The following is a 25187-nucleotide window of genomic DNA, read 5'->3' on the forward strand; positions in this document are numbered from 1 at the left end:
CGGGTGCGTGTCCGGTCAGCAGGCTCGGGCGCCACTCGGCAGTGGTCGTCCAAGACACGGCAACCACGCATGACCCCGCCGCTCGGCGCCACTCCACACGACACCGCTCGGCCAGTGGCTGTCGTCCGGCAGCGGCTGGCCCCGGCCGGGCCCGCCCGCACCGCCTGGCCACCCTGCACCGCCTGGCCGCCGGGCACCATTCGGCGGTCCGGCGCCGGCCAGCGGTCCGGCGCCGGCCAGCGGTCCGGCGACGCGCAGGGACCGGCAGGCACCACCTCCTGGGCATCTCGTTCGGGATGACGGTCACCGCGCTCGCGCTGGTCGGGCTGATGACATGCACCGCGGCGGTGCCGAGCCCGGTGCTCGCCCGGGCGCTTGACGCCGTCTCGGCCGCGAGCCCATCCCCCGCCGGCACACCGCTCACATCCCCAGCCGAGACAGCGTTCACCTCCCCAGCCGAGACAGCGTTGTCCACCGCCGCCGGCCCGACCTTCACCTCGCCCGCCGGCCCGACCTTCACCTCGCCCGCCGACGCATCGTTCACATCCCCCGACGGCCCGGCGTCGGTCGCCGTTCCGGCCGCCGACGTTTCACCTACCGCGGCCATTCCGACCACCGCGATTCCACGCTCCAAGACCTCACGTGCCGAGGCGGCGCCGGCGCGCGACGCCGCGGCAGCGTCCCTCCACCCTCCGGCTGCCACACCGCCGCCGGGCATGGCGGCACCGCCATCCCAGGCCCAAGCCACCACACCGCCGCTTGGCGTGGCAGCAGCCGACCCGCGGATCGTCACACCGCAGGCCCCAGCCCAGGCACCGTCTGGCGTCAGCGGCCATACGGCGCCACCCGACGGGCAGCCTCGCCGGCTGCGAATCCCCACGATCCCCGGGATCGCGCAGCCCCTGTTGCTCGGCTTCGGGATCCTCGCTGTCAGCCGGTCGACGACCAGCGCGCCCGGCGGGCACGGCGCCGGGGTCATCGGCTACCTCCTGGGCGAAGTCATCGATCCCGCCCTGGTCGACACTTTCGGTCGCCTCGCGTCCGAGACCGCGCAACCGACCGAGCTTCCGGTCTCGGGCCCGCCACCGGTCGCAGGGTCCGCCCTGCCGACACTGGACGCGCCCCGATATCCGGCCGCGCCGACAAACCTGCCGAGCGCCAGGCACGGCAACACCGCACTGGCGGCACCACCAGACCCGATCACCGAGCCACGGTTCCGCTGGCCGCTGTCTCCCCGGCCGACCGTGAGCAGACCATTCGATGCTCCGGACACCGACTACGGTCCCGGCCATCGCGGGGTGGACCTCGCCGCGGTGCCCGGCCAACAGGTGCTGGCAGCCGGGGCAGGCTACGTCGTGTTCGCGGGGACGCTGGCCGGACGCGGCGTGGTGTCGGTCGAACACGACGGCGGCCTGCGCACGACCTATGAGCCGGTGCGGCCGACGGTCGCCGCCGGTGACCAGGTGTATCAGGGGCAGGTCATCGGCACGGTGGAACGCGGGCATCCCGGCTGTCCGCAGGCGGCGTGTCTGCATTGGGGCGTCCGCCGGGGCACGGAGTACCTCGATCCGCTGAGGCTGGTGATGACGAACGCGGCGATCCGCCTCAAGCCGTGGCCGGGCAGCGCACCATGACTCCGCGACAGTGCCGGGAGGCGGGCCCGTCAGACGGTGGCCTGTTCCATCAGTTTGGCGCGCAGGCGGAGCACGGCGCGCGTATGGAGCTGGCTGACGCGCGACTCGGTCACGCCGAGCACCTTCCCGATCTCGGCGAGCGTGAGGCTTTCGAAGTAGTACAAGCTCACCACGATCCGGTCACGCTCACTGAGCTGTGCGATCGCCTCGGCCAGCTGCCGGCGGTTGTCGCGGTCGACCAGGACGGCGGCGGGGTCGACGGCGTCGTCGTCGGGCAGCGAGTCCACCAGCGAGCCACTGTCCCGTCCCGCGGAGACCAGGTCCTCCAGCGCCACGACACTGGTCAGCCGGAGCTGGTCGTACAGGTCGCGCAGCTCACCGAGCGAGATGCCCAGCTCGGCCGCGAGTTCCGCGTCGGTGGGTGTGCGGCGCAACCGTGCGCCCAGCCGATCGAGGGCGCGTTCGACCTCGCGCGCACGGCTGCGCACGACCCGCGGTACCCAGTCCTGCGAGCGCAGATCGTCGAGGATGGCACCGCGAATGCGCTGCATGGCGTAGGTCTCGAAGCGCAGGCCGCGGTCGGGGTCGAACTTCTCGATCGCGTCGACGAGTCCGAAGATGCCCGACTGGATCAGGTCGGCCACGTCCACGTGCGTGGGCAGGCCCGTACCCACGCGTCCGGCGACGTACTTGACGAGCGGCGCGTAGTGCAGCACAAGGCGGTCGCGGATGCGCTGCGACGGCGCGCGGGTGAACTCCTGCCACAACGCCTGGATCGTCGACTCGGCGTCGGCTCCGTCCTGGCGCTGCTCGGTCGGCGGCGGCGCAGTCACCGGCCCACCATTGCCGGGATGGCGGTCCTGCCGCGGCACCGTGTCAGCCGTAACTCCACCGACGTCATTGGGCGCGGGGGTGGGTTCGGTCATGAATCGCCTTCAGCCGCTCGACGGTCACGTGGGTGTAGAGCTGCGTCGTGGCTAGCGTAGCGTGACCGAGTAATTCCTGAACGCTGCGGAGGTCGGCTCCACCTTCCAGCAGATGGGTCGCCGCCGAGTGCCGCAGGCCGTGTGGGCCCATGTCGGCCGCTCCCGGCACCGTTTCCACGGCCTCGTGCACCACTTTCCGCACCGTCCTCGGGTCGATACGCCGTCCCCTGACGCCGAGGAACAAGGCCGCACCTGACGACCCTGTGGCAAGTCCGGGACGACCCCCCTCGATCCACGCACGCAGCGCGCGCTCGGCAGGTTGCCCGAAGGGCACCATCCGTTCCCTGCTGCCCTTGCCGAACACCCGCACGACTCGGCGCGAGAATTCCACGTCGTCCACGTCCAAACCACAGAGTTCGGCAACCCGGATGCCGGTCGCGTACAGCAGTTCCAGCAGCGCGTGGTCCCGGAGCCCGACCGGGTCCCGCTCCGCGGCACCGGCAGCGGAGGCGCGCATGACCTCACCTGCCTGGTCGGGGCGCAGCACACCCGGCAGCTTCCGGTGGGCCCGCGGCGCCACCAGCCGTGCGCCCGGGTCGGCCGCGATCAGGCCCTCACGCTGCGCCCACGCGGTGAACGTCCGGGCCGCCGCGGCGCGTCTGGCCAGTGTGGTGCGGCTACGCCCGCTGCCACGCTGGTCGGCGAGCCAGGCGCGGAGCACGTCGACGTCCAGCCCGTCGAGGCCGTCCGTACCGCCCGGGCGAGCCTCGTCGGTGTCGTCGCGCTCGACACCGTGCAGGAAACCGAGGAGCGAGACGACGTCACCCAGATACGCCCTGACGGTGTGGTCGGACAGGCCCCGCTCGGACATCAGATGCCGCTCGTAGTCGTCGACGAGGCCGGCGGCACGCGGCGGCAGCGCGGCCCGGAGCCACCGCAGGTCGGTACGCCCCCGCGCCGCGCCGGCCCGCCCCCATCCCGGTCCGCGAGCAGTCGATGACGCCATGTGGGCGACGCTGCGCTACGTCACGCCGATGGTCAAGCATCGCCACGCCCCCATGATCAACCCGCAACAACCGCGCCTATCGGAATTCATCCATCCGTCCTCACCCTCATGAGTCCCGGGCTGCCGTCTTGACCCGCCCGGATCCCGGTCTGACCGGACTCCGGATCGGCACCGCTTCGGCTCCGCCGCCAGCCCGACTCGCACCGCTCACTGAGCCCGGCCAGCTCCAGCTCCGGAAGGAGTGCACGCACCCGAGCCAGCGGGACTCCGGACTCGGTGGCGATGCCCTCGGGCGACTTACCGCGGCGCTCCCCCAGCGCCTCGTGCACCCGCAGTGCCTGCGGCCCGAGGCCATCGGTCCGTCGGCGCGGACGACCGGCTCCCTCGGGCCGGCTGGTCCCCAGACGGCCGACCGTGTCGAGCACATCGGACGCCGACGCGACGAGGGTGGCGTGCGCATCCCGGATCAGCTGGTGGCACCCCACCGACGCCGCCGACCCGACCGGTCCAGGCACGGCCATCACCACCTTGCCGAGCGCTCCCGCCGTGGCCGCCGTGTTGCGCGCACCGCTGCGGCGCCCGGCTTCGACGACGACCGTGCCCGCGGTCAGCGCGGCTATCAGCCGGTTGCGCACGAGGAAGCGATGGCGGGCAGGCGGCGTGCCGGGCGGGTACTCGCTGACGACGGCACCGCCCGCCGCGACCCGGTTCAACAGCCCGACATGGCCTGCCGGGTATCCCGCGTCGAGGGCACAGCCGAGCACGGCAACGGTCACGCCGCCAGCCGACAACGCCCCACGATGAGCGGCACCGTCGATCCCGTAGGCCGCCCCGGAGAACACGGCGGTCTGCTCATGCGCCAGCGTGTACGCGAGGTCGGCGGCGGTGTGCTCGCCGTACTCCGTGGCCGCCCTGGCCCCGACGATCGCGACGGCGTCGGTGGCCGCCTCGTCGAGACGCGCGGCGCCACGCACCCACAACGCCAGCGGCGCCGCGACGTCGCGAACACCGCGCCCGGTTGCCACGTCGAGGCAGAGGAGAGGCCACGCAGGCCACTCGTCGTCCTCCGGGGTCACCAGCCGGTAGCCCTCCCGCGCCGCCCAGGCGAGGTCCTCGCGCGCCAGGTCGAGCTCCCGCCGCGCCGTGGTCTCCTGGGCGACCGCGTCCGGCACGTCGCCGCGCCGGATCAGCTCGGCGGATTCCACGGGGCCGTGCCGGGCAACGAAGGCGACCACCGCGGGAGCGGGCGGCTCGGCGACCCGCAGCAGATACGCCCGCGCGAGCCGCTCGGCGCTCATGCGGCTCTCCGATCACGGAACTCGAGCGCGGCGGCCACGTGGTCGGCGTCCGGAACGTCCGCCTCGGCGAGGTCGGCGAGCGTCCACGCGATGCGCAGGCACCGATCGGCGCCACGGGCGGTAATGGCTCCACGGTCGAGGCTGCGATCCAGCAGCCTCGTCACGCGGGCGGGCAACGCGAACTCCCGCCGCAGCGCCGGACCGGGTACCTCGGCGTTGGTCTGCCAGCCCCGACCCGACCAGCGCTTGGCCGCCCGCTCCCTGGCTGCCACCACACGTTCGCGCACCTCGGCGGTCGACTCGATGGAGCTGACCTCGTGCGCGCCCATCGCCGTCATCGGCCGCATCCGGACCCGCAGGTCGACACGGTCGAGCAGCGGTCCCGACAGCCTGGCCTGGTAGCGCCGTCGCGCCGCGGGAGTGCAGGAACACTCCGTCTCCCGAGGTGGTGCACACGGGCAGGGATTGGTCGCCAGTACGAGCTGGAAGCTGGCCGGGTAGCGCACCACGCCGCGGGCCCGGGCGATCCGCACCTCCCCGTCCTCGAGGACCGTGCGCAACGACTCGAGCCGCTCACTCCCGAGCTCGGCGGCCTCGTCGAGGAACAGCACACCGCGGTGGGCCTTGCTGATGGCACCGGGCATGGCCAGTCCACTGCCGCCACCGACGAGTGCGGCCATCGAGATCGAGTGATGCGGCGCGACGAACGGCGGCACCCGCATCAGGGGCGACGTCGGTTCGAGGGTGCCGTCGACGGAATGCACGGCCGTGACCTCGAGGGCATCCTCGTCGCTCAGTTGCGGGAGCAGGCCCGGCAACCGGGTGGCGAGCATCGTCTTGCCGACCCCGGGCGGGCCCGTCATCAGGAGGTGGTGGCCGCCTGCCGCAGCGACCTCCAGCGCCCACCGCGCCTCGGGCTGCCCGACGACGTCCGCGAGATCGGGCACCGCAGCCGGTGCCACCGGATCGGGCGCCTCGGGCGGGGTCAGAGGCTCCTCGTCCCGCAGCCAGGCGATGACCTCGTCGAGCCGCGCCGCACCCGCCACCTCGATCCCCGCCACGAGCGCCCCTTCGAAAAGCGACTCGACGGCGACGACGGCACGCCGGTACCCGGACTTGCGTGCCGCGAGGAGGGCAGGCAACACACCCCGCACCGGACGGACGCGGCCGTCGAGCGCGAGCTCGCCGAGCAGCACCGTGCCGAGCAGCTTCGTCGCGGGAACGGCGCCCGAGGCGGCGAGCACGGCCACGGCGATACCGAGGTCGTACCCGGAGCCGACCTTCGGCAGATTCGCGGGCGACAGGCCTAGCGTCACGCTGCTGTCCGGCCACCGCTGGCCACTGTTGCGGACCGCCGCACGGACCCGGTCCTTCGCCTCGCGGAGCCCGGCGTCCGGGAGCCCGACGAGCTTCGTGCCGGGCAAGCCGGCACCGATGTCGGCCTCGATCTCGACCGGTCGGCCCTCGATCCCGATCAAGGCGACCGACCACGCACGCGCGAGCGCCATCAGAACGCTCCGGGGATGTGCCGCAGGGACGGTGCACCGTCCGGCGGATAGTCGACCGCGATGACGTCGAACCGGATCGGGCACCAGCCGAGGTGGAAGGCCGAGAGCCAATGGCCGGTGATCCGGCGGATGCGGGCCATCTTCTCCTGAGTCACCGCCTCTGCCGGCTCGCCGAAACCCGTACCCGAGCACGTTTTGACCTCACACACGATGAGCGTCGTGCGATCCGTCGCGACGATGTCCAGCTCGCCTTCGCGGCAGCGCCAGTTGCGGCTGAGCACGACGAGGCCGGACTCGCGCAGGAATGCCGCCGCCAGGTCCTCACCGCGGCGGCCGAGCTCGAGATGGGATCGCCGGTCGCCGGTCCCGTGCAGCGTGATGCTCACTCGCCTTCACCCCCAGTGTCCGAGCCGGCGCTGTACCGGCTGTGCCCTCGACGGTGTCAGGACGGGCAAGGGCTGGCCAGGGCTGTTCGGCGAACCTGTGGACAACTGGGGGGATGTGGACAACCGGCTCCGCGCGCGTGGCGACGGTGCGGGACTGTCAGTGGGTAGTGGTATGCGGCAACGAACCGCACGGGCCCGGAATCACGGCGCCCTGCCACCGGGCCACACCGGGTCGGTTCGCGGCAACGCGACGACACACCAAGGACGACAAGTTCGGGCAGCCACGCCAACAGGAGCCCACCACAGCACCCCCAGGGCGCTGCGCCGCGCAACATCACACGCCCACGACCGACCCGCGCAGCCCGGCCGGCATCACTCCGGTATCACTCAGGTACCGAACGGACCGTCCTCGGGCAGCCGCAGCTCCGGCTTCTCGAGCTCCTCGACGTTGACGTCCTTGAACGTGATGACCCGGACGCTCTTCACGAACCGCGCGGGCCGGTACATGTCCCACACCCAGGCGTCCGACATCCGTACCTCGAAATAGACCTCGCCGCCGCTGTCCCTCACCTGCACGTCCACAGCGTTGGCCAGGTAGAACCGCCGCTCGGTCTCCACGACGTACGAGAACTGGCTGACGATGTCGCGGTACTCCCGGTACAGCGACAGTTCCATCTCGGTCTCGTACTTCTCGAGATCCTCTGCGCTCATCTACTTCGCGCCCCTCCTCGCAGCCTCGCAAGCCGTTGCCGGCGGACAACCATTGTGACAGCCCGGTGGCGCGAACACCTCAGACCTCGACGACGCTTTCCGCGTCGGGAAGGTCGAACAGGTACTGCTCCTGCTCGTCGTCCCGGGCCTTCTTCCCCGCCTGCGCCTGCAGCGCGGCCAAGGTCAGCATCACCTTGTGCGGCGGCTCCTTGCCGTGCGCCCTGGCGGCGACCGCGACGTTGGTGTAGGACCAGCGGTGCACCGCGCACGGCCCGTACGCCGTGAGCGCCTCGCCGTGCTCGGCCGTGGTGTACCCCTTGTGCACGTCGAAGCCGTACATCGGGTGCTCGGCGTGGAGGTCGGCCATGATCCGGTCGCGCGTCACCTTCGCGAGCACCGAGGCCGCCGCCACGCACGCGACCGCCCGGTCGCCCTTGATCACCGGCACGCTCGGCGCCGGCAGCCCGGGCACGCGGAACCCGTCGATCAGCACGTATCCCGGTCGCACCGCGAGCCGGGCCACGGCACGGCGCATGCCCTCGATGTTGGTGACGTGGATGCCCAGCGCGTCGACCTCGGCCGGCGGGATGACGACGATCGAGTAGTCGAGAGCACGCCGAACCACCCGCTCGTACACCCGTTCCCGCGCCAGCGGCGTGAGCAGCTTGGAGTCGGTGAGCTCGGGAAGCCGCGCGCCGTCGCCGGGACGCAGGATGCACGCCGCCACGACCAGGGGCCCCGCGCAGGCCCCGCGGCCGGCTTCGTCGACACCGGCCACCGGTCCGAGGCCGCGCCGGTCCAGCGCGCTCTGCAGCGCCCACGACGTCTCGCCCCGGATCACCACACGGGGTGGGCGCAGCACTGCTGCGGACACGGCGCTCACTCCCGTTACCGTCCTCGTCTGACCGTCCCCACGACCGCGGCGCCGACTCGGCGGCCCACCTTCACGGTCGGCCATGCGGCCAGGACACCCACACCGAGGGGAAGGCCCTGTTGCCAGGCCGGCGCGCTCAGGGCGTTCGCCGTCTCCGCCTGCGGGTTGTGGTCGCTCACCACGCCCCACCGCGACGGCGGCAGCACGATCAGCCTGGCCTTGCCGATGATGTTCTCGACCGGAACGGCGCCCCGCTCACCGCCACCGCCCTGGTATCGCGAGTCGGCGGAGTTATTGCGGTTGTCGCCCATGACCCAGACATGCCCGTCGGGCACGGTCACCGGGCCGAACTCCTCCTGGGTGTCCTTGCCCTCCCAATACAGGTAGGGCTCGTCGAGCGGCCGACCGTCGACCAGCACGCGGTTCTGGTCGTCACAGCACTGCACCTTCTGCCCGCCGGTGGCGATGATTCGCTTGACGAAGTCGCGCTCGTCGGGCGGCGCCAGACCGAAAACCGAGCCGATGGTCTGCAGGAAGTCGGCGACCGCGTTGCCCGAATCGTCGACGGGCGGATCGTTCTCCACCCACGCCTGCGGCCCACGGAAGACGACGACGTCGCCGGGTTCCGGATCACTGAAGTCGTAGGTGATCTTGTCGACCAGGATTCGGTCCGGAGTGCAACCGGCGCAGCCGTGCAGCGTCTGCTCCATCGAGCCCGACGGGATCATGTACACCCGCGCGAGGAACTGCTGTATCAGGAACGCCAGCACGAGCGCGATCGCGATCAGAATCGGCAGCTCTTTCCAGAAGGACCGCTGCTTCTTCTGCTTTCGCCGCGACCGCGCGCCCGCCTGTCCGTCCTCCGGCTTGGCGCCGTCGGGCCCGGAGTTCGACCGACTGGTCTGATCATCCCCCGAGCGTTCCGGTTCGTCTTCCGCGGCGTTTGAAGGCACAGGCTCGACCACGTGGTCAGGCTACGGTAACCGCTCGACTACTCAGGAGGCAGAGGGGGTTTCCCGGCGCTCCTTGATCTTGGCGGCCTTACCGCGCAGGTCGCGGAGGTAGTACAGCTTCGCCCGACGGACGTCACCGCGCTTGGCGACCTCGATCTTCGCGATGTTCGGCGAGTGCACGGGGAACGTCCGCTCCACGCCGACACCGAAGGACATCTTGCGCACGGTGAAGGTCTCGCGGATGCCGCCGCCCTGACGACGGATGACCACGCCCTCGAACACCTGGTTGCGCTCGCGGTTGCCCTCGATGACGCGGACGTGAACCTTCAACGTGTCGCCCGGGCGGAAGTAGGGGATGTCGGAACGCAGCGACTGAGCGTCCAGCGCGTCCAGGGTGTTCATCGGTGGTCCGTCCTCGTCCTTGTGGCAGTGTGGCTTCCCATGGTCCGGGCGCGCGCCGACCTCACAGCGGGCGGCCCAGGAGCTTCGGCGGCGCGTGATCAGGTCGCGCCAACCGGTCAAGTATTGCAGACGGGCTAGTCCGGCCGGGCATGGGGCTCCCCACGGAGGCGCTCCAGCACCTCGCGATCACGGGAGTCGAGGCTGCCCTCGTCGAGCTTGTCCAGCAGGTCGGGCCGTCGGCGGTAGGTGCGTTCGAGGGCCTGGTCGCGGCGCCAGCGGTCGATGAGCGCGTGGTTGCCCGAGCGCAGCACCTCCGGCACCGCGAGCTCTCGCCACACCTCCGGCCGCGTGTAGCTGGGGCCCTCCAGCAGGCCGTCGGAGAAGGAGTCCTGCTCGGCCGACACGGGGTTGCCGAGCACACCGGGCAGCAGCCGCACCACCGCCTCGACCATGACGAGCACCGCGGCCTCTCCGCCGACGAGCACGTAGTCGCCGATGGAGATCTCGTCCACCGGCATCCGCCGGGCGGCGTCGGTGACGACCCGCTGATCGATGCCCTCGTACCGGCCGCACGCGAACACCAGGTGCTCCTCGGCGGCGTAGGCGTGGGCGAGCTCCTGGGTGAACGGCCGGCCCGCGGGCGTGGGCACGACGAGCCGGGTGCGCTCGGTGCACACGTCGTCGAGCGCCTCGCCCCACACCTGGGGCTTCATGACCATGCCGGGCCCGCCGCCGTAAGGCGCGTCGTCCACGGCCCGGTGCACGTCGTGGGTCCAGTCGCGCAGGTCGTGGACACCGATCTCGATCAGACCGCGCTCGATGGCCCTGCCGAGCAGCGCGGCCCGCAACGGCTGCAGGTACTCCGGGAAGATGGTGACGACGTCGATGCGCATCACAGGTCCAGCAAACCCTCGGGCGGCTCCAGCACGACCCGGCCACCGGCCACGTCGACGTGCGGAACGATGTCCTTCACGAACGGGACGAGCACCTCGGCGCCCTCGCGGTCGAGGGCGAGCAGCTCGCCCGACGGCAGGTGGACGATCTCCTTCACCGTGCCGACGACGGTGCCGTCGGCCAATTCGGCGCGCAGCCCCTCGAGTTCGTGGTCGTAGAACTCGTCGGGATCCTCGATGGGCGGCAGTGCGTCGGTGTCCGCGAGCAGCAGCACGCCACGCAGTTCTTCGGCGGCCGTCCGATCGGGTACCTCGGCGAAACGCATGAGCAGCCGCCCGCTGTGCCAGCGGGCGGCTGCCACGGTGAGTCGCGTGGTGCTGCCGTCGCGTGCCTGTCCGGTCAGCACCGTCCCGTCGGCGAACCGTTCCTCGGGCGAGTCGGTGCGCACGTCCACGGCGACCTCTCCGCGGATGCCGTGCGCCTTGGCGACCCGGCCGACCACGACCTGCACGGCTTGCTCAGCGGTCGGTATCGATGACGTCGACGCGGACGCCCCGGCCGCCGATGGCTCCCATCACGGTGCGCAGCGCGGTCGCCGTACGGCCGCCGCGGCCGATCACCTTGCCGAGGTCGTCCGGGTGGACGTGGACCTCGAGGGTGCGGCCACGACGGGTGGTGACCAGGTCGACGCGAACGTCGTCCGGGTTGTCGACGATCCCGCGCACCAGGTGCTCGAGCGAGTCGGCCAGGAAGCTCACGCCTCGTCGGCCTTCTTCTCAGCCCCGGCCTCGGCGGCCTCCTCGGCCTTGTCCTCGGCCTTCTTGCCGCCCTTCTTCTTGGGCGTGACGGCCTCGGCGGAGGGCTCCTCGTTGGCGGCGGCCAGCGCGGCGTTGAACAGGTCCTGCTTGGACGGCTTCGGCTCCGGCTGCTTCAGCGAGCCCTCGGCGCCAGGCAGGCCCTTGAACTTCTGCCAGTCACCGGTGATCTCCAGGATGCGCTGCACCGGCTCGGTGGGCTGGGCGCCGACCTTCAGCCAGTACTGGGCACGCTCGGAGTCGACCTCGATGAAGCTCGGCTCGTCCTTCGGGTGGTACTTGCCGATCGTCTCGATGGCCTTGCCATCCCGCCGGGTGCGCGCGTCCGCGACGATGATGCGGTAGTACGGCGCACGGATCTTGCCCAGGCGCTGCAGCTTGATCTTGACGGCCACGGGTGTGGGTACTCCTGTCGTGTTCGCTTACTCGGGTCGGGACACGATCCGAGTGGGGAGCCGGATCCAGATGCCCGCAGGTATGTGTGTCGCCCCGGCACGGTGAGAGGGCCCGGTCCGGAGCGGGCAAGCTCCCATTTTGCCAGATGACCTGCTCCGCTCCGTGCGCGGGGACGACAGTGCCGCCGCCCGCTCGCCCGGCGCGGGCGAATACGCTGGTGAACAGCCACTCCCGGTGATCTTGCCCCTGCCCTGCTGGAAAGGTCGTGACGCGTGGGCCTCGACTCCGTCGCCCTGCTCGTCGCCGCGGGGATGGCCGCCGGGCTCGCCGGTTCGATGGCCGGGCTCGCGTCCCTGTTCAGTTATCCCGCGCTGCTCGCCGCCGGGCTGCCGCCGATCGCCGCCAACGTGACCAACACCGTCGCCATGATCACCACGATGATCGGCGCCGGGGCGAGTTCCCGGCGCGAACTGCGGGGCCAGGGCTCCCTGCTGCTCAGGGTGGTCGCCGCCGCCGTACTGGGCGGCTCGCTCGGTGCGCTGTTGCTGCTGACCACCCCCGCCGGGCTGTTCGAGCTGATCGTGCCGTGGCTCATCGCGCTGGGATCGGTGCTGTTGCTGGTGCGGGATCGCCTACGGCTGGCGGCGGATCCGCGGGCGCGGGTGCGGGGTGCGGCTCCGCGCTCGCTGCTGCCGATGGCCGGGGCGATGGTGCTGGTCTCGGTGTACGCGGGGTACTTCGGCGCCGGCGCGGGCGTGCTGATGCTCGCGGTGCTGTCGGTGTCGCTCACCGAACCGCTGCCCGTGGCGAACGCGGTCAAGAACATCGCGACCGGTGCCGCGAACATCACGGCCGCCGTCGCGTTCGCGTTCCTGGCCCCGGTCGACTGGGCCGCGGCAGGCGCACTGGCCGTCGGCGCGCTCGTGGGCAGTTCGCTCGGTCCCGTGATCGTGCGCAGGCTGCCGGAACGTCCGCTGCGCATCGCCATCGCCCTCGCCGGCCTCGGCCTGGCCGTGCGGCTGTGGCTGGACGCGATCTAGGCCTCGGCGAGGCCGAGCGCGGTGAGCAGGATCGCCAAGGCGGGCAGGAAGTTGTTCATCTGGTGGGCGACGATGCTGCCCAGCAGCCTGCCCGTGAGCAGGCGCGCGAGCCCGATCGGCACGGCGATCACCAGCAGCAGCGACGTCCGCAACGGCTCCAGATGGCTCACCGCGAACACCGCCGTCGACAGCACGAACGCCGCCACCCGGCCCCACTTCTCGCGCCCCCACTCGAGCCGCTCGGTCGCTCCCCACAGCAGGCCTCGGTAGATGATCTCCTCGCAGATGGGCCCGAGCAGCCACAGGTAGAGGAACATCGCGATCGCCGCCGACACCGACATCGGTTTGTCCTCGACGAGCGCGCCGATGGCCGAGGTGGCGTTCTGCTCGCCCACGATCTCGGTCCAGACGAGCACGCCGACACACGTGCAGGCCAGCCCGAGCACACCGAGCTTGAGTCCGAGCTTCACGTCGTCCCAGCGCCACGACAGCCGCAGGTCGGTCAGCGGTCCGTTGCCGCGCACCTTCGTGATGGCGAGCGCGGTGAGCGCCGCGATCACCGTGGGCGCCATGGTCCCGATGAGGACGTCACGAACCGGCAGCGAGTCGGGCGTGCCGTCCCGGGTGAGCACGGCACCGACCAGCGCGGCGGACGCGAGTAGCACCGCCTCCACGAACAGAAACGCGCCGAACCCCCAGCGGTGCGGTGGCGCCGCGGGCACCTCCGGATCGGACACCGGCCGCACGACACCGGGCACCGGCTCCCCCGGATTCGGTGCCGTCACGCTCGTCCTCCCATGATCACTCGCCGACCTCGCGAGCCTACTGTGATCACCGCCAGCGCTCACGACCCGCCGAGCAGAAGGAGAGCGGGTGGGAGGTTGTTGGCGGCGTGGGCGACCAGGCTCGCCGCCACCCGGCCGGTGAGCAGCCGGGCCAGCCCGATGACGATGCCCTGGCCGAACAGCGCGACCATGCGCGCGGGCTCGCTGTGCAGCAGGGCGAACACGAGTCCGGTGAGCACCAGGATCACCCACGGTGGCACCCGGTGGTGCGCGAGGCCGTTCCAGAGCGCGCCGCGTACGAGCAACTCCTCGGTGAGCGGGGCGCCGACCGACACGATCACGGCGGCGACGACGAGCCAGCCGAGGCTGGACGCGATGCCGCCGAAGACCTCGTCGAGCGGCTGGGACAGCCGCTCCGTGCCGTACACCTGGATCAGCACGAGGTTGAGCACGTAGCCGGTGAGCAGCGCGAGCAGGCCGCAGTACAGGCCGACCTTGACGTCGCGGCCGGTCGGCACGAGACCGAAGTCGGCCCGCAGTCCCCGCCCCAGCCGCCACGAGCCCACGGCCGGTGCCAGGCCGAGCAGGATGTTCGGCACGAACGCCAGCAGCACCAGCGGCCCCAGGCTCGGCAGGGAGAGGGTGCCGGAGCCGCCGTCGGCGAGGAACGCCGAGAAGATCAGCGAGAGCAGGTAGTAGCCGCCGAGGCCGGCGAAGAACGCGAGGAACCCCCAGTGGGCGCCGAGAACCAGACCGTCACGGGTGGGAGCCGGGTTGTCGTCCCTGCGGTCCACCGCTGCTCCCCCGCGTCGTGTGTGCGCTCCCCCACTCGCACTGTAACCGCGGAAACGCGGCGGGTCAGCCGACGAGCTCGCCGCGGAGGATGATGTGGCGCGGATGGCGCAGCACAGCCAACTCCTCCCGCGGGTCGGCGTCGAACACGACGAGGTCCGCGGGTGCGCCGTCGGCGATGCCGTCGTGGCCGAGCCATTCGCGCGCGGCCCAGGAGGCCGAGGCCAGCGCCTGCTCCCGGGACATGCCCGCACGGTGCAGCGCCTCCACCTCGTCCGGCAACCGCCCGTGGGCGACCATCCCGCCCGCGTCGGTGCCCGGGTACACGGCGACGCCCGCGTCGAGCGCCGCACCGACCATGTCGGTGACGCCCGCGTGCAGGGCCCGCATGTGTGCCGCGTACGTCGGATACTTGACCGCCTGGTCGGCGATGCCGGGGAAGTTCTCGATGTTGACGAGGGTGGGCACGAGCGCGGTGCCCTGGCGGGCCATCCGGCCGAGCAGGTCCGCCGAGAGCCCGGTGCCGTGTTCGAGGCAGTCGATGCCGGCGTCGATCAGGCCGGGCAGCGCGTCCTCACCGAAGACGTGCGCGGTGACCCGCGCCCCCGCCTCGTGGGCGATCTTGACGGCTTCGGTGAGCACGTCGTCCGGCCACAACGGCGCGAGATCGCCCACGGAACGGTCGATCCAGTCGCCGACGATCTTGACCCAGCCGTCGCCCGCGGCCGCCTGCTCGGCGACCGCGTCGGGCAACTGCTCCGGATGGTCGAGGTCGACGCCGAGCTTGGGAACGTAGCGCTTCGGCAGCGACAGGTGCCTGCCGCAGCGGATGATCCTGGGCAGGTCCGCCCGCTGCTGCAGCGGCCGGATGTCGATCGGCACGCCGCAGTCGCGGATGAGCAGGGTCCCGGCGTCGCGATCGGTGAGGGCCTGCTCGGTCGCCTCCTCCAGTGTCGTCGGGCCGTCCACCCCGATGCCCGGGTGGCAGTGCGCGTCGACCAGCCCGGGCACGAGGAAGGCGCCGTCCAGCGTCCGCGCGCCCTCCACCGGGCTGAAGGAGATCCGGCCGCCCTCGATCCAGATGTCGCGCTCGCCGCCGTCGGGCAGCACGACGCCCCGCAGATGGAACATGAGCTAGTTGTTCTTGCCCTTGTTCTTCGGCAGCTTGAGCTTGGACGGGTCGAACCCGGGAGGCAGGTCGTTGAGCCCGCCGCCGAGCTGGGAGAGGTCGGGCATGCCGCCACCGCCCGCGGGCGGCAGGCCACCGGGCATACCGGGGAAGCCGCCCCGCACCTTCGGCTGCGTGGGGCCCTTGTTCTTGCCCTTCTTCCCCTTCCTGCCCTTCTTCTGCTTCTTCGTCGGGCTGGGGCCGCCGAAGCCGAACCGGCCCGCCATCTGCTGCATCATCTTGCGGGCTTCGTAGAACCGGTTGACGAGGTCGTTGACCTCGCGGACCGCCACGCCCGAACCGCGGGCGATGCGCTGCCGTCGCGAGGCGTTGATGATCTTCGGGTTGGCCCGCTCGGCGGGCGTCATGCCGCGGATGATGGCCTGCAGCTTGTCGAGGTGCTTGTCGTCGACCTGGGCGAGCTGGTCCTTCATCTGGTTCGCGCCGGGCAACATGCCCAGGAGGTTGCCGATCGGGCCCATCTTGCGCACGGCCAGCATCTGCTCGAGGAAGTCCTCGAGCGTCAGCTCGCCGGTGCCCAGTTTCTCGGCGGCCTTCTCCGCCTTCTCCTGGTCGAACGCCTGCTCGGCCTGCTCGATGAGCGTGAGCATGTCGCCCATGCCGAGAATGCGGCTGGCCATCCGGTCCGGGTGGAAGACGTCGAAGTCCTCGAGCTTCTCCCCGTTGGAGGCGAACAGGATCGGCTGGCCGGTGACATGCCGCACGGACAGGGCGGCACCACCACGCGCGTCGCCGTCGAGCTTGGTCAGCACGACACCGGAGAAGCCGACACCGTCGCGGAACGCCTCGGCCGTGGTCACGGCGTCCTGACCGATCATGGCGTCGACCACGAACAGCGTCTCGTCCGGCTGGACGGCGTCGCGGATGTCGGCGGCCTGCCGCATCAGCTCCTCGTCGACACCCAGCCGGCCGGCGGTGTCGACCACGACGACGTCGTGCTGGGCGCGCCTGGCCTCGTCGATGCTGCGCCGCGCGACGTCCACCGGGTCGCCGATGCCGTTGCCCGGCTCCGGGGCGAACGTCGGGACGCCGGCGCGCTCACCGACCACCTGCAGCTGGGTGACGGCGTTGGGCCGCTGGAGGTCGCACGCGACGAGCAGCGGGGCGTGGCCCTGCTTCTTGAGCCACTGCGCGAGCTTGCCGGCCAGCGTGGTCTTACCGGAACCCTGCAGACCGGCCAGCATGATGACCGTCGGCGGGGTCTTCGCCAGGTTGAGCCTGCGGGTCTCGCCACCGAGGATGCCGATGAGCTCCTCGTTGACGATCTTGATGACCTGCTGCGCCGGGTTGAGGGCCTCGGAGACCTCGGCGCCCTTGGCCCGTTCCTTGACGTGCTTGATGAACTCCCGCACCACGGGCAGCGCGACGTCGGCCTCCAGCAGCGCGATGCGGATCTCGCGCGCGGTGGCGTCGATGTCGGCGTCGGAGAGCTTGCCCTTGCCGCGGAGGTTCTGCAGGACCGAGGTGAGCCGATCCGAGAGTGTGTCGAACACGGGGTGCACGCTCCAGCAGGTCGTGGTTACTCAGCCGGCTCACGGGCCGGCGACATCCCAGGGTACTGGCCGGGCGTTGCCGAGGGGCCGCCCGGCCGGTCTGCTCCCCCTGTACCGGCCGGGCGGCGTCCTCAGCCCCGGTCGGCGCTCACTGGTCGGCGCGTTCGCCAGACCCCCAGTACCAGGCGATCGTCTCGCCGGCCAGGGCGCCTTACCGAGGCAGATCCCAGCTTGCCGTCCGTGGCCCGGTGCCCGGCAGCGTGAAGACACCGGAGTGTGCGTAGGTAGAACCACTCACCCTGTCTCCGTAAGGTCCCTGGCCAGGTCAGGATGGTCACGACGCCGCTGCGAGCACGGCCTGCTCGACCCGTTGTCGCCACGCCGCGTCGACCCCGCTGTGCCTCGGCGTCACGGCGAACGAGTCGACGACCCGGGAACCCAGCGTCGCCACCTTCGCCCAGCGCACCTCGGCATCGCAGCGGCGTAGTGCGCCGGCGACGCGGTAGAGCAGGCCGATACGGTCCGCGGCCCGCAGCTCGAGCACGACGGTGCTGGAGCCGGCGGTCTCGTCGTCGAACCACAGCACCTTCGGCGCCACGGCGACCGTCGGCGCGGCCTCGTAGGCCTTCTCCTTCTCGGCCAGCTTCTGGCTCAGCGGCAGCCCGCCCGCGACCGCGCGCGCGAACTGTTCCCGCAGCAGCGTGCTGTCCGGGAGGGTGCCGAACCGCGGCGAGGCGGTGAACACGCCGACCCGGCCGCCGTCGTGACTGCGCAGCATCGCGGTGTGCACCTCGAGCGAGTTGAGCGCGAGGACACCGGCCGCGGGTGTGAGCAGTTCGGCATTGGCGGGCACGGCCAGCACCACCGTCGCGAGGTTGCCCGCCACGGTGACCCGCACTTGCCCCTTCGTCGTACGGATCGCCTCGGCCACCAGTTCGCGCTGGGTGTCGTCCAGCGGGTCCGGCACCGAGAAGGCACTGCCGTGCAGCAGCCGCCGCGTGCGGCCGACCAGCTCGGCGATGAGGCCCGCCTTCCACTCCGTCCAGACGCCGGGGCCGGTCGCGAGCGCGTCGGCCTGTGCCAGCGCATGGAGCAGGTCCAGCAGCAGCGGGTTGCCGTCGATGGTCTTGGCGACCCGCTCGACGGTTTCCTGCTCGCTGATGTCCCGGCGAGTCGCCGTGTGCGGCAACAGCAGGTGATGCCGCACCATGCCCGCCACCACCGTGGTGTCCTCATCGGACAGTCCGATGCGGGTGGCCACGTGCGCGGCGATCTTGGCGCCCAGTTCGGAGTGGTCGGTGTCGCGCCCCTTGCCGATGTCGTGCAGCAACGCGCCGAGCAGCAGCAGATCCGGTCGCGCCACGGTGGTGGTGAGCTTGGCCGCCTCCACACAGGTCTGCACGAGGTGCCGGTCGACGGTCCACGCGTGCACCGGCTCGCGGGGCGGCAGGTCGCGGACCGCGCCCCACTCGGGGAACAGCCGCGCCCACAGCCCGGTCCAGTCGAGCGCCTCCACGGCGTCGACCAGTCCCTCGCCCGCGCCGAGCAGCTCGGTGAGGGCCTGTCGTGCGGGCTCCGGCCACGGCGCCCGCAGTTCCGGGGCAGAATCGCCCAGGGTGCGCAGCGTTCCGTGGGCGATCGGCTTGCCCGACCGGGCCGACGCCGCCGCCACGCGCAGCAGCAGCCCGGGATCGCGGGCCGGAACGGCGTCGCGGGCGAGCGCGACCTCGTTGCCGTGCAGGACCACGCCGTCGTCCAGCGGTGTCCTGGCCGGCCTGCGGCCGAACCGAGTCCTCGGCGGTTCGACAGCCGCGCGCAACGCGACGTCCACCGCGTACCCGACCGCCCGGCCCGCTCCCGCGAGCTTGCGCGCGAGCGTGAACCGGTCGCCCAGATCGAGCTCCGCCGCCACCACGTCGGCCTCCGCCGCGCCGAGCACGTCCCGGTCGCGACGGAGATTGCGGCGCAGCTCCGTGCGGACGTCCAGCAACAGTTCGCGTGCCGCCCGCAGTTCCTCGCCGGGACGGTCGATCAGCTGCGCGGCGGCGAACGCCTCCAGCAGACCGAGGTCACGCAATCCGCCGCGGCCGTACTTCAGATCGGGCTCCGCCGACTGTGCGATCTCACCGCTGCGCGCCCAGCGCGCCCGGGTGGCCTCGGCGAGCTCGGGAAGCCGCTTGCGGGCGGTGCGCCGCCACTGTTCCCGGGCCGCCGAGACGAGCCGCGAGGTGAGTTCGGCGTCCCCGGCGAGATGCCGCCCGTCGAGCAGTCCCATGGCGGTGCGCAGATCCTCCGAGGCGACCTTGAGCGCCTCGGCCGGCGTGCGCACCGAATGATCCAGCCCCACGCGCGCGTCCCACAGCGGGTACCAGAGCGCGTCGGCGATCTCACCGATGTTCGGATGTCCGTTGTGTACCAGTACCAGATCGAGATCGGAGAACGGTACGAGCTCGCGACGGCCGAGGCCGCCGACGGCGGCCAGCGCGACACCACCAGGCGCGGTGCCTGTGACGTCGATGCCGGCCGCCGTGGCGGCCTTGCTCAGCCAGAACTCGTACAGGTCGACCAGCGCGGCACGCAATGCCGTCGCGCCGAGCCTTCCGTGCCGACCTTCCAGCAGCCGGTTGGCTGCCTCGACAAGCCCCGCTACGACCACTGCGCGCGCCTAGAGGGCATCCGCGCCGCGTTCGCCGGTGCGGACTCTGATCACGGTGTCGACCGGGGTGACCCACACCTTGCCGTCACCGATCTTGCCGGTGTGCGCGGCGCTGACGACGGCGTCGATCACCTTTTCGACGTTGGCGTCGTCGGTCACGACCTCGATCTTCAGCTTGGCCACGAAATCGACGGCGTACTCGGCGCCGCGGTAGACCTCGGTGTGGCCCTTCTGCCTGCCGTACCCCTGGACCTCGCTGACCGTCATCCCGAGCACACCGAGCTGCTCGAGGGCGGAGCGGATGTCGTCGAGGGTGAATGGCTTGACGATGGCGGTGATCAGTTTCATGACTTGGTCTCCTCGAGCTTCTTCGCGCCGCCGGCCTCGGTCTCGACCGACGCGGCCCGGCCACCACGGCTGCCGGCAAAGTCATAGGCCGACTCGGCGTGCTCCGACTCGTCGATACCGGCGACCTCGTCCTCGGTGGAGACCCGCAGGCCCATCGTGAACTTGATGATCAGGGCGATGATCGAGGTGATCAGGAAGGAGTAGGCGAGCACCGCGACCGCACCGAGCACCTGCTTGCCGAGCTGGTCCGCACCGCCACCGTAGAACAGCCCGTCGACGCTGCCCTCGTTGACGTTGGTGGTGCCGAAGAAGCCGATCAGCACCGTGCCGACGAGACCACCGACGAGGTGGACGCCGACGACGTCGAGCGAGTCGTCGTAACCGAAGCGGTACTTCAGGCCCACCGCCAGCGCGCAGAGAATGCCGGCGATCACACCGATGGACAGCGCGCCCCAGGTGTCGACGAACGCACACGCCGGGGTGATGGCGACCAGGCCGGCCACGACGCCCGAGGCGGCACCGAGGCTCGTCGCCTTGCCGTCGCGCAGCCGCTCGGTGAGCAGCCAGCCGAGCATGGCGGCACAGGTCGCGGTGAGAGTGTTGACGAACGCGACACCGGCGATCTCGTTGGCCCCCAGCGCCGAACCGGCGTTGAAGCCGAACCAGCCGAACCACAGCAGGCCCGCACCGAGCATCACGTAGGGCAGGTTGTGCGGCTTCATCGGCTCCTTGGGCCAGCCGCGCCGCTTGCCGAGCACCAGCGCCAGGGCGAGAGCGGCGGCACCGGCGTTGATGTGCACCGCGGTACCACCCGCGAAGTCCAGAGCCGCGAGGTCGTTGGCGATCCAGCCGCCGACCACGCCCGAGTCCTCGTTGTCGAACGCGAAGACCCAGTGCGCCACGGGGAAGTACACGACCGTGGCCCACAGGCCGGCGAACAGAAGCCACGCGCCGAACCGCATGCGGTCGGCGACGGCACCGGCGATCAGGGCGACCGTGATGATCGCGAACATGCCCTGGAACGCCGCGAAGCCCGTGGTGCTCAGCGCGTCGCCGCCCATCAGCCCGGACAGACCGAGCGCCTCGAACGGGTCACCGAGCAGACCGGCGCCGACGTCGTTACCGAAGGCCACCGAGTAGCCGTAGACGACCCACAGCACCCCGATCAGGCCCATGGCGCCGAAGCACATCATGAGCATGTTCAGCACGCTCTTCGACCGGACCATGCCACCGTAGAAAAACGCCAGTCCCGGTGTCATCAGCAGCACCAAAGCGGCGCTGGTGAGCAACCAGGCCGTATCTCCTTGCACGCTTCTCCTCCTTCGAGAGCCGTATCGCCGAACTCGCAATTGCGGCACAGCATCGAGAAGGCGTGTTGCACGGAATGGCTTCTCAGGTTTCGAGAGCGTGAAGCAAACAGGCGGCCATGTTACGTCTGCGTTTCTCCCCACCAGGGGCAATACGTCCGGTTGCGAAACGTCGTGGTCGAATATGTCCCGTGACCTCGCGTAAGGCGCTCGGAAACTCGTTACCGTCCGTTGTCATGGACGCGTTGCGCTGCTCCATCTGCGCAGAGCCACTCCATCCGGTGAACCAGTCGCTGCGTTGCGAACGGCGCCACTCGTTCGACATTGCGAAGCAGGGCTACGTCAACTTGCTCCATGCGAGGGTCGACGCGGGGACGGCGGACACGACCGAGATGGTCGCGGCGCGCGCCGGCTTCCTCTCCGGCGGGTGGTACGAGCCGCTCACCGACCTGCTGGCCGAGTGCGTGACGGGGCACGGCGAACACGAGCTGGTGGTCGACGCGGGCGCCGGAACCGGCTACTACCTCGCGCGCGTGCTCGACCGCGTGCCGCGGGCGGCGGGGCTGGCGCTGGACGTGTCGGCACCGGCGTTGCGCCGGGCGGCACGGGCGCATCCGCGGATCGGGGCGGCCGTGTGGAACCTCTGGCAACCATGGCCGGTCGCCTCGGAGGTCGCCGACGTGGTGCTCAACGTCTTCGCGCCCCGCAATCCCGGCGAGTTCCAGCGCGTGCTGCGGCCCGGCGGTCTGCTCGTCGTGGCGGCGCCCGGACCCGGGCACCTCGCCGAACTGGCGCAGCGGCTGCCGCTGCTCGACATCGCCGGCGACAAACAACACCGGCTCGCCGAGGCCCTCTCCGGCCGGTTCGAGCTGGCCGACCGGGCCGAGACCGCTCGCACTGTGTCGCTCGCGCCCGCCGACGTGCGGCAGCTGGTGCTCATGGGGCCGAACGCGCATCATCTGCACCGGGACGGGCTCGGCGAAGCGCTGGACCGGCTGACCGAGAGCGTGCAGGTCACCACGGCGTTCCAGGTGTCGGTGTTCCGGAGGCTGCCATGACCGAGGTGTCCGCGACCGTGCTCGCCGATCCGGCATGGCTGCGCGAGGATCTCGGCAGGGCGGCGCGGTTGTACGGCGCGGTGGGCGACCGGGTGCTCGGCACGATCCGGTGGTATTCGGCGTCGTCGGTGCTCGTGGCTCCCGCGCTCGAACCGTTCGTGCACACCGGGACGGCGCGGGACCCGGCACTGGACGCGGTGGTGCTCGACGTGCATCCCGACGGGCGCTACCTCGACGCGCACTCCGAACGCGTCCTCGGCCGGGACACCGAGGCGCTGGGCGCGGCACTGGCGCGGGCGATCGGGCAGGCGGTGGACGCCCTCGCCACCGTCTGCGGAGCCACGCCGCAATCGCTGTGGGCGATCGCGGCGGACTCCATCGCCAACCGGTTGCTGTGGGCAGGCTCGGCGGTCGGCGACGCCGAGCGCGCGATGCGGCTGGCGGACGAGCTCGGAGAGGTGATAGACAGGCCGATGCCCAGGCCGCGGTTCGCCGATGTCGGCGGACGTCCGGTGGTCCGCCGGACGTCCTGCTGCCTGATCTACGAGATCCCCGGCGGTCAGAAGTGCGCGAGCTGTCCACGGCAGACCCCGGCCGAGCGGGAACGGCGGCTTCGCTCCCTGCTCGGCTAGGACTGTCGCGTTCGGACTCGCCGGCCGGACCGGCGCCGGCCCGGCGGCCACGGCCTGGCGCGGCGCCGGCGCGGTGCCGGATCCACCCGCTCAAAGCGCCGGTTCCTCCCGCACGCCCAGCAGGCTCAGCAGCCCGCGGCGACCGGTGAACGGGTTGCGCGGCGCGGTGAGGCCGTGCCGGGCCAGGGTGACCGCCTCGACGCCGTCGCAGGCCGCGTGCCGCGCCCGCAGGGCGTCGATGGTGCCGCCCGTGGCGGTGCCGGCGACGGTGGTCGTCTGGGTGGCGGCGAGCCCGAGCGCGGCCAGCGCCGCGCCCGCGGGGAGCCTGCGGGCCAGCGTGGCCGTGACGGTCGCCGCGAGCACCGGCAGCCGGTGGACGGGCACGTCCAGCCGCGTGGCGAGCCGGGACGCGACCGCCAGTGCCGTCCCGACCGCCCGCTCGGCGTCCACACCGGACAGTTCGCCGCCCGGCACGGCAGCGGCCGCGGCGGCCGTGGTCACGGGGTGACCGGACTCGACGAGCCGTGCCGCGACGGCGCCCGCACGCTCGCGCTCGTCCTCTGCCCCGACTGTGGCGGCGGCACGGACCGCCTCGTCGACGACGGTGCCGAGCCCGGGCTCCTGCCCGGTCTCGTCCGGTGCGCCTGCCGCGAGCCACCGCGCGAGCCGCTGGTCCTCCGTGTCGTCGTCCGGCTCGGCGTGGGCGGGCACGGGTGCGGCACGCCGTTGTCCGTCGGCCGGCGCACACGCGGTGAGCAGCCCGCGCAGGTAGCCCGGCCCTTCGCGGCGCGTGGCGGCCTCCAGCCCGGCGGCGCCGTCCGGCAGCACCCGCGCCACCAGTCCTTCGGCCTTCACCCCGAGTTCCTTGTCCGTGAGCGGCCGGGCGAGGCTGCCCTTGGCGTGGCTGACGTCGTGTTCCAGCACGGTGCCGTCGGTCAGCACCACCCGCAGCCCGGCCGCGTCGCGGGCGCAGTCGGGCGTCGCGTCGAAGGTGACGAGCGAGCGCAGCCGCTGCGCCGGTGCGGACACCACGAGCTCGGTGGCGTAGCCGGTGAGGTCTACCCGGCCGGTGAGCAGTCCCGCCGCGACGCCGTGTGCCGTGGAGAAGCGCGCCTGCAGGCCGTCCACCGGTGCGGTGTTGCCGGTCAGTTCGGGCACGAGCGGGTGGCACCGGAGGTGGATCGCCGCCACTCGCTCGGAGCCCCCGTGGTCCGCGAGCGGCCGGTGGAGCGCCTCGGCCGCCTCGATGGCCGGATGACTCACGATGCCGCACGGATACGGCTTGAAGGTGTTGTCGAGCAGTTCCCAGCGCGAGCCCATCTCGTCCAGCAGGGCACCCTCGGCGAACGCCCCCCGCGCGAGCCGCGCCACGAAACCGTCCGGCCCGGTCAGTGTGTCGCCGGGGCCGGGGGCACCCGCCATCGCGTCCCGCACCGCGCGCAGTCCCCGCATCGCGGCCTTGCCCGGGTGGAACGGCTTGGTCATGGAGCCGAAACCCTCCCGGTTGCCCAACCCGCTCTCGACGGCCCATTCGAGCGCCACCTGGAGCCGCTCGGCGTCGAGACCGTGCAGCACCGCCGCCGTGACGGCCGCGCCGACCGCGCCGCAGGTGCCGGTGATGTGCCATCCCGCGTCGTAGTGCTCCGGCGACACCGAGACGCCCAGCCGCAACTGCGCCTCCACGCCCCAGGCGAACGCGGACAGGATCTCGTCGCGATCGCGATCGGCGACGTCGTCCTGCAGTCCGGTCAAGGCCGCCAGACACACCGCGCCCGGGTGGATGACCGTGCTGAGGTGGGTGTCGTCGTAGTCGTCGAGGTGCGCGGCGAACCCCGTCGCGAACGCGGCGTCGAGCGGGCGCAGACGCTCGGCGCGCCCCGGCACGGCACTCTTGCCGTCGCCGAAGCCCGACGCGGCACTCACCACGACGTCCATCCCCGGCTCGCGCGACGCTCCGACGGCGGTGGCGAGCACGTTGAAGAGGGTGCGCCGCGCCTGTTCCGTGACCCCGGCAGGCAGCGGCTGCCTGCTGTGGGTGCTGATGAGCCGGGCGAGCTGGGCCAACGGGGTCGACATGGTTCTCC

The 25187-nt window shown here is 71.7% G+C and carries 25 protein-coding genes; 4 read left to right on the top strand and 21 right to left on the bottom strand.

What is annotated here, in order from left to right; all coding sequences use genetic code 11:
• Nucleotides 1-1148 precede the first annotated feature (1148 nt).
• On the top strand, nucleotides 1149-1634 hold the full coding sequence (locus ACFSZT_RS25360; protein WP_377385259.1) for a M23 family metallopeptidase: 486 nt from the start codon (nucleotides 1149-1151) through the stop codon (nucleotides 1632-1634).
• A 29-nt stretch (nucleotides 1635-1663) separates the two neighbouring features.
• Here ACFSZT_RS25360 and ACFSZT_RS25365 read toward each other — a convergent pair whose 3' ends face one another.
• From ACFSZT_RS25365 to rpsP, 13 genes are all read right to left on the bottom strand, one after another.
• A complete protein-coding gene (locus tag ACFSZT_RS25365; RefSeq protein WP_377384899.1) occupies nucleotides 1664-2560 on the bottom strand; it encodes a FliA/WhiG family RNA polymerase sigma factor in 897 nt (298 codons plus the stop codon).
• A complete protein-coding gene (locus ACFSZT_RS25370) occupies nucleotides 2532-3500 on the bottom strand; it encodes a tyrosine recombinase XerC (protein ID WP_377385257.1) in 969 nt (322 codons plus the stop codon). Before ACFSZT_RS25370 ends, ACFSZT_RS25365 begins: the two co-directional genes overlap by 29 nt.
• Before the next feature lie 152 nt (nucleotides 3501-3652).
• Nucleotides 3653-4864, bottom strand: a complete 1212-nt coding sequence (gene dprA / locus ACFSZT_RS25375) for a DNA-processing protein DprA (protein ID WP_377384897.1) — start codon at nucleotides 4862-4864, stop codon at nucleotides 3653-3655.
• A complete protein-coding gene (locus tag ACFSZT_RS25380) occupies nucleotides 4861-6372 on the bottom strand; it encodes a YifB family Mg chelatase-like AAA ATPase (protein ID WP_377384895.1) in 1512 nt (503 codons plus the stop codon). Before ACFSZT_RS25380 ends, dprA begins: the two co-directional genes overlap by 4 nt.
• Complete coding sequence (locus ACFSZT_RS25385; RefSeq protein WP_377384893.1) at nucleotides 6372-6758, bottom strand: YraN family protein; 387 nt, start codon at nucleotides 6756-6758, stop codon at nucleotides 6372-6374. Before ACFSZT_RS25385 ends, ACFSZT_RS25380 begins: the two co-directional genes overlap by 1 nt.
• Nucleotides 6759-7145: 387 nt before the next feature.
• Nucleotides 7146-7469, bottom strand: a complete 324-nt coding sequence (locus ACFSZT_RS25390) for a DUF2469 domain-containing protein (RefSeq protein WP_377384891.1) — start codon at nucleotides 7467-7469, stop codon at nucleotides 7146-7148.
• A 79-nt stretch (nucleotides 7470-7548) separates the two neighbouring features.
• Nucleotides 7549-8352 carry a ribonuclease HII gene (locus ACFSZT_RS25395; RefSeq protein WP_377384889.1) on the bottom strand — a complete coding sequence of 268 codons (804 nt, stop codon included), beginning with the start codon at nucleotides 8350-8352 and terminating at the stop codon, nucleotides 7549-7551.
• 5 nt (nucleotides 8353-8357) lie between these two features.
• On the bottom strand, nucleotides 8358-9296 hold the full coding sequence (lepB, locus tag ACFSZT_RS25400) for a signal peptidase I (protein WP_377385255.1): 939 nt from the start codon (nucleotides 9294-9296) through the stop codon (nucleotides 8358-8360).
• 42 nt (nucleotides 9297-9338) lie between these two features.
• A complete protein-coding gene (gene rplS / locus ACFSZT_RS25405) occupies nucleotides 9339-9698 on the bottom strand; it encodes a 50S ribosomal protein L19 (protein WP_377384887.1) in 360 nt (119 codons plus the stop codon).
• A 134-nt stretch (nucleotides 9699-9832) separates the two neighbouring features.
• The gene (gene trmD, locus ACFSZT_RS25410; protein WP_377384885.1) at nucleotides 9833-10591 is read right to left on the bottom strand and encodes a tRNA (guanosine(37)-N1)-methyltransferase TrmD; all 759 of its coding nucleotides are present in this window, start codon (nucleotides 10589-10591) and stop codon (nucleotides 9833-9835) included.
• The gene (gene rimM, locus ACFSZT_RS25415) at nucleotides 10591-11103 is read right to left on the bottom strand and encodes a ribosome maturation factor RimM (protein WP_377384883.1); all 513 of its coding nucleotides are present in this window, start codon (nucleotides 11101-11103) and stop codon (nucleotides 10591-10593) included. Before rimM ends, trmD begins: the two co-directional genes overlap by 1 nt.
• A gap of 7 nt (nucleotides 11104-11110) precedes the next feature.
• Complete coding sequence (locus ACFSZT_RS25420; protein WP_377384881.1) at nucleotides 11111-11350, bottom strand: RNA-binding protein; 240 nt, start codon at nucleotides 11348-11350, stop codon at nucleotides 11111-11113.
• Entirely contained in the window at nucleotides 11347-11802 is a 456-nt protein-coding gene (gene rpsP, locus ACFSZT_RS25425; RefSeq protein ID WP_377384880.1) for a 30S ribosomal protein S16, read from the bottom strand. Before rpsP ends, ACFSZT_RS25420 begins: the two co-directional genes overlap by 4 nt.
• Nucleotides 11803-12075: 273 nt before the next feature.
• Between rpsP and ACFSZT_RS25430 the strand changes: the two genes are divergently transcribed.
• The gene (locus ACFSZT_RS25430; protein ID WP_377384878.1) at nucleotides 12076-12843 is read left to right on the top strand and encodes a sulfite exporter TauE/SafE family protein; all 768 of its coding nucleotides are present in this window, start codon (nucleotides 12076-12078) and stop codon (nucleotides 12841-12843) included.
• Here the strand turns inward: ACFSZT_RS25430 and ACFSZT_RS25435 are convergent.
• From ACFSZT_RS25435 to ACFSZT_RS25465, 7 genes are all read right to left on the bottom strand, one after another.
• The gene (locus tag ACFSZT_RS25435) at nucleotides 12840-13601 is read right to left on the bottom strand and encodes a CPBP family intramembrane glutamic endopeptidase (RefSeq protein WP_377385253.1); all 762 of its coding nucleotides are present in this window, start codon (nucleotides 13599-13601) and stop codon (nucleotides 12840-12842) included. The two genes, ACFSZT_RS25430 and ACFSZT_RS25435, sit on opposite strands and share 4 nt — an antisense overlap.
• Nucleotides 13602-13687: 86 nt before the next feature.
• A complete protein-coding gene (locus ACFSZT_RS25440) occupies nucleotides 13688-14422 on the bottom strand; it encodes a CPBP family intramembrane glutamic endopeptidase (protein WP_377384876.1) in 735 nt (244 codons plus the stop codon).
• A gap of 64 nt (nucleotides 14423-14486) precedes the next feature.
• Nucleotides 14487-15551, bottom strand: a complete 1065-nt coding sequence (locus ACFSZT_RS25445; RefSeq protein ID WP_377384874.1) for an amidohydrolase family protein — start codon at nucleotides 15549-15551, stop codon at nucleotides 14487-14489.
• Nucleotides 15552-15554: 3 nt separating this feature from the next.
• The gene (gene ffh / locus ACFSZT_RS25450; RefSeq protein ID WP_377384872.1) at nucleotides 15555-17102 is read right to left on the bottom strand and encodes a signal recognition particle protein; all 1548 of its coding nucleotides are present in this window, start codon (nucleotides 17100-17102) and stop codon (nucleotides 15555-15557) included.
• A 334-nt stretch (nucleotides 17103-17436) separates the two neighbouring features.
• The gene (locus tag ACFSZT_RS25455) at nucleotides 17437-19758 is read right to left on the bottom strand and encodes a [protein-PII] uridylyltransferase (protein ID WP_377384870.1); all 2322 of its coding nucleotides are present in this window, start codon (nucleotides 19756-19758) and stop codon (nucleotides 17437-17439) included.
• 9 nt (nucleotides 19759-19767) lie between these two features.
• Nucleotides 19768-20106 carry a P-II family nitrogen regulator gene (locus tag ACFSZT_RS25460; RefSeq protein ID WP_377384868.1) on the bottom strand — a complete coding sequence of 113 codons (339 nt, stop codon included), beginning with the start codon at nucleotides 20104-20106 and terminating at the stop codon, nucleotides 19768-19770.
• Nucleotides 20103-21416 (bottom strand): ammonium transporter, encoded by a 1314-nt coding sequence (locus tag ACFSZT_RS25465; RefSeq protein ID WP_377384866.1) that lies wholly within the window; start codon nucleotides 21414-21416, stop codon nucleotides 20103-20105. The genes ACFSZT_RS25460 and ACFSZT_RS25465 overlap by 4 nt, the downstream gene beginning before the upstream one ends.
• A 233-nt stretch (nucleotides 21417-21649) precedes the next feature.
• On the opposite strand from ACFSZT_RS25465, the gene ACFSZT_RS25470 reads away from it, so the two are divergent.
• Both ACFSZT_RS25470 and ACFSZT_RS25475 read left to right on the top strand, forming a co-directional pair.
• Complete coding sequence (locus ACFSZT_RS25470; RefSeq protein ID WP_377384864.1) at nucleotides 21650-22471, top strand: putative RNA methyltransferase; 822 nt, start codon at nucleotides 21650-21652, stop codon at nucleotides 22469-22471.
• Nucleotides 22468-23103, top strand: a complete 636-nt coding sequence (locus tag ACFSZT_RS25475) for a (2Fe-2S)-binding protein (RefSeq protein WP_377384862.1) — start codon at nucleotides 22468-22470, stop codon at nucleotides 23101-23103. The genes ACFSZT_RS25470 and ACFSZT_RS25475 overlap by 4 nt, the downstream gene beginning before the upstream one ends.
• A 90-nt stretch (nucleotides 23104-23193) precedes the next feature.
• On the opposite strand, the gene ACFSZT_RS25480 is transcribed toward ACFSZT_RS25475, so the two are convergent.
• Entirely contained in the window at nucleotides 23194-25179 is a 1986-nt protein-coding gene (locus ACFSZT_RS25480; protein WP_377384860.1) for an MmgE/PrpD family protein, read from the bottom strand.
• Between the last annotated feature and the right edge of the window lie 8 nt (nucleotides 25180-25187).

The sequence above is a fragment of the Prauserella oleivorans genome (assembly GCF_042685745.1).
GTDB lineage: Bacteria > Actinomycetota > Actinomycetes > Mycobacteriales > Pseudonocardiaceae > Prauserella_A > Prauserella_A oleivorans.

What these genes read in the sequence shown, in the direction of transcription:
- ACFSZT_RS25365 (WP_377384899.1), bottom strand. Translation starts at nt 2,560, where the DNA reads ATGACCGAACCCACCCCCGCGCCCAATGACGTCGGTGGAGTTACGGCT.
- dprA (WP_377384897.1), bottom strand. Translation starts at nt 4,864, where the DNA reads ATGAGCGCCGAGCGGCTCGCGCGGGCGTATCTGCTGCGGGTCGCCGAG.
- ACFSZT_RS25380 (WP_377384895.1), bottom strand. Translation starts at nt 6,372, where the DNA reads ATGGCGCTCGCGCGTGCGTGGTCGGTCGCCTTGATCGGGATCGAGGGC.
- ACFSZT_RS25390 (WP_377384891.1), bottom strand. Translation starts at nt 7,469, where the DNA reads ATGAGCGCAGAGGATCTCGAGAAGTACGAGACCGAGATGGAACTGTCG.
- rplS (WP_377384887.1), bottom strand. Translation starts at nt 9,698, where the DNA reads ATGAACACCCTGGACGCGCTGGACGCTCAGTCGCTGCGTTCCGACATC.
- trmD (WP_377384885.1), bottom strand. Translation starts at nt 10,591, where the DNA reads ATGCGCATCGACGTCGTCACCATCTTCCCGGAGTACCTGCAGCCGTTG.
- ACFSZT_RS25445 (WP_377384874.1), bottom strand. Translation starts at nt 15,551, where the DNA reads ATGTTCCATCTGCGGGGCGTCGTGCTGCCCGACGGCGGCGAGCGCGAC.
- ACFSZT_RS25460 (WP_377384868.1), bottom strand. Translation starts at nt 20,106, where the DNA reads ATGAAACTGATCACCGCCATCGTCAAGCCATTCACCCTCGACGACATC.
- ACFSZT_RS25470 (WP_377384864.1), top strand. Translation starts at nt 21,650, where the DNA reads ATGGACGCGTTGCGCTGCTCCATCTGCGCAGAGCCACTCCATCCGGTG.
- ACFSZT_RS25475 (WP_377384862.1), top strand. Translation starts at nt 22,468, where the DNA reads ATGACCGAGGTGTCCGCGACCGTGCTCGCCGATCCGGCATGGCTGCGC.
- ACFSZT_RS25480 (WP_377384860.1), bottom strand. Translation starts at nt 25,179, where the DNA reads ATGTCGACCCCGTTGGCCCAGCTCGCCCGGCTCATCAGCACCCACAGC.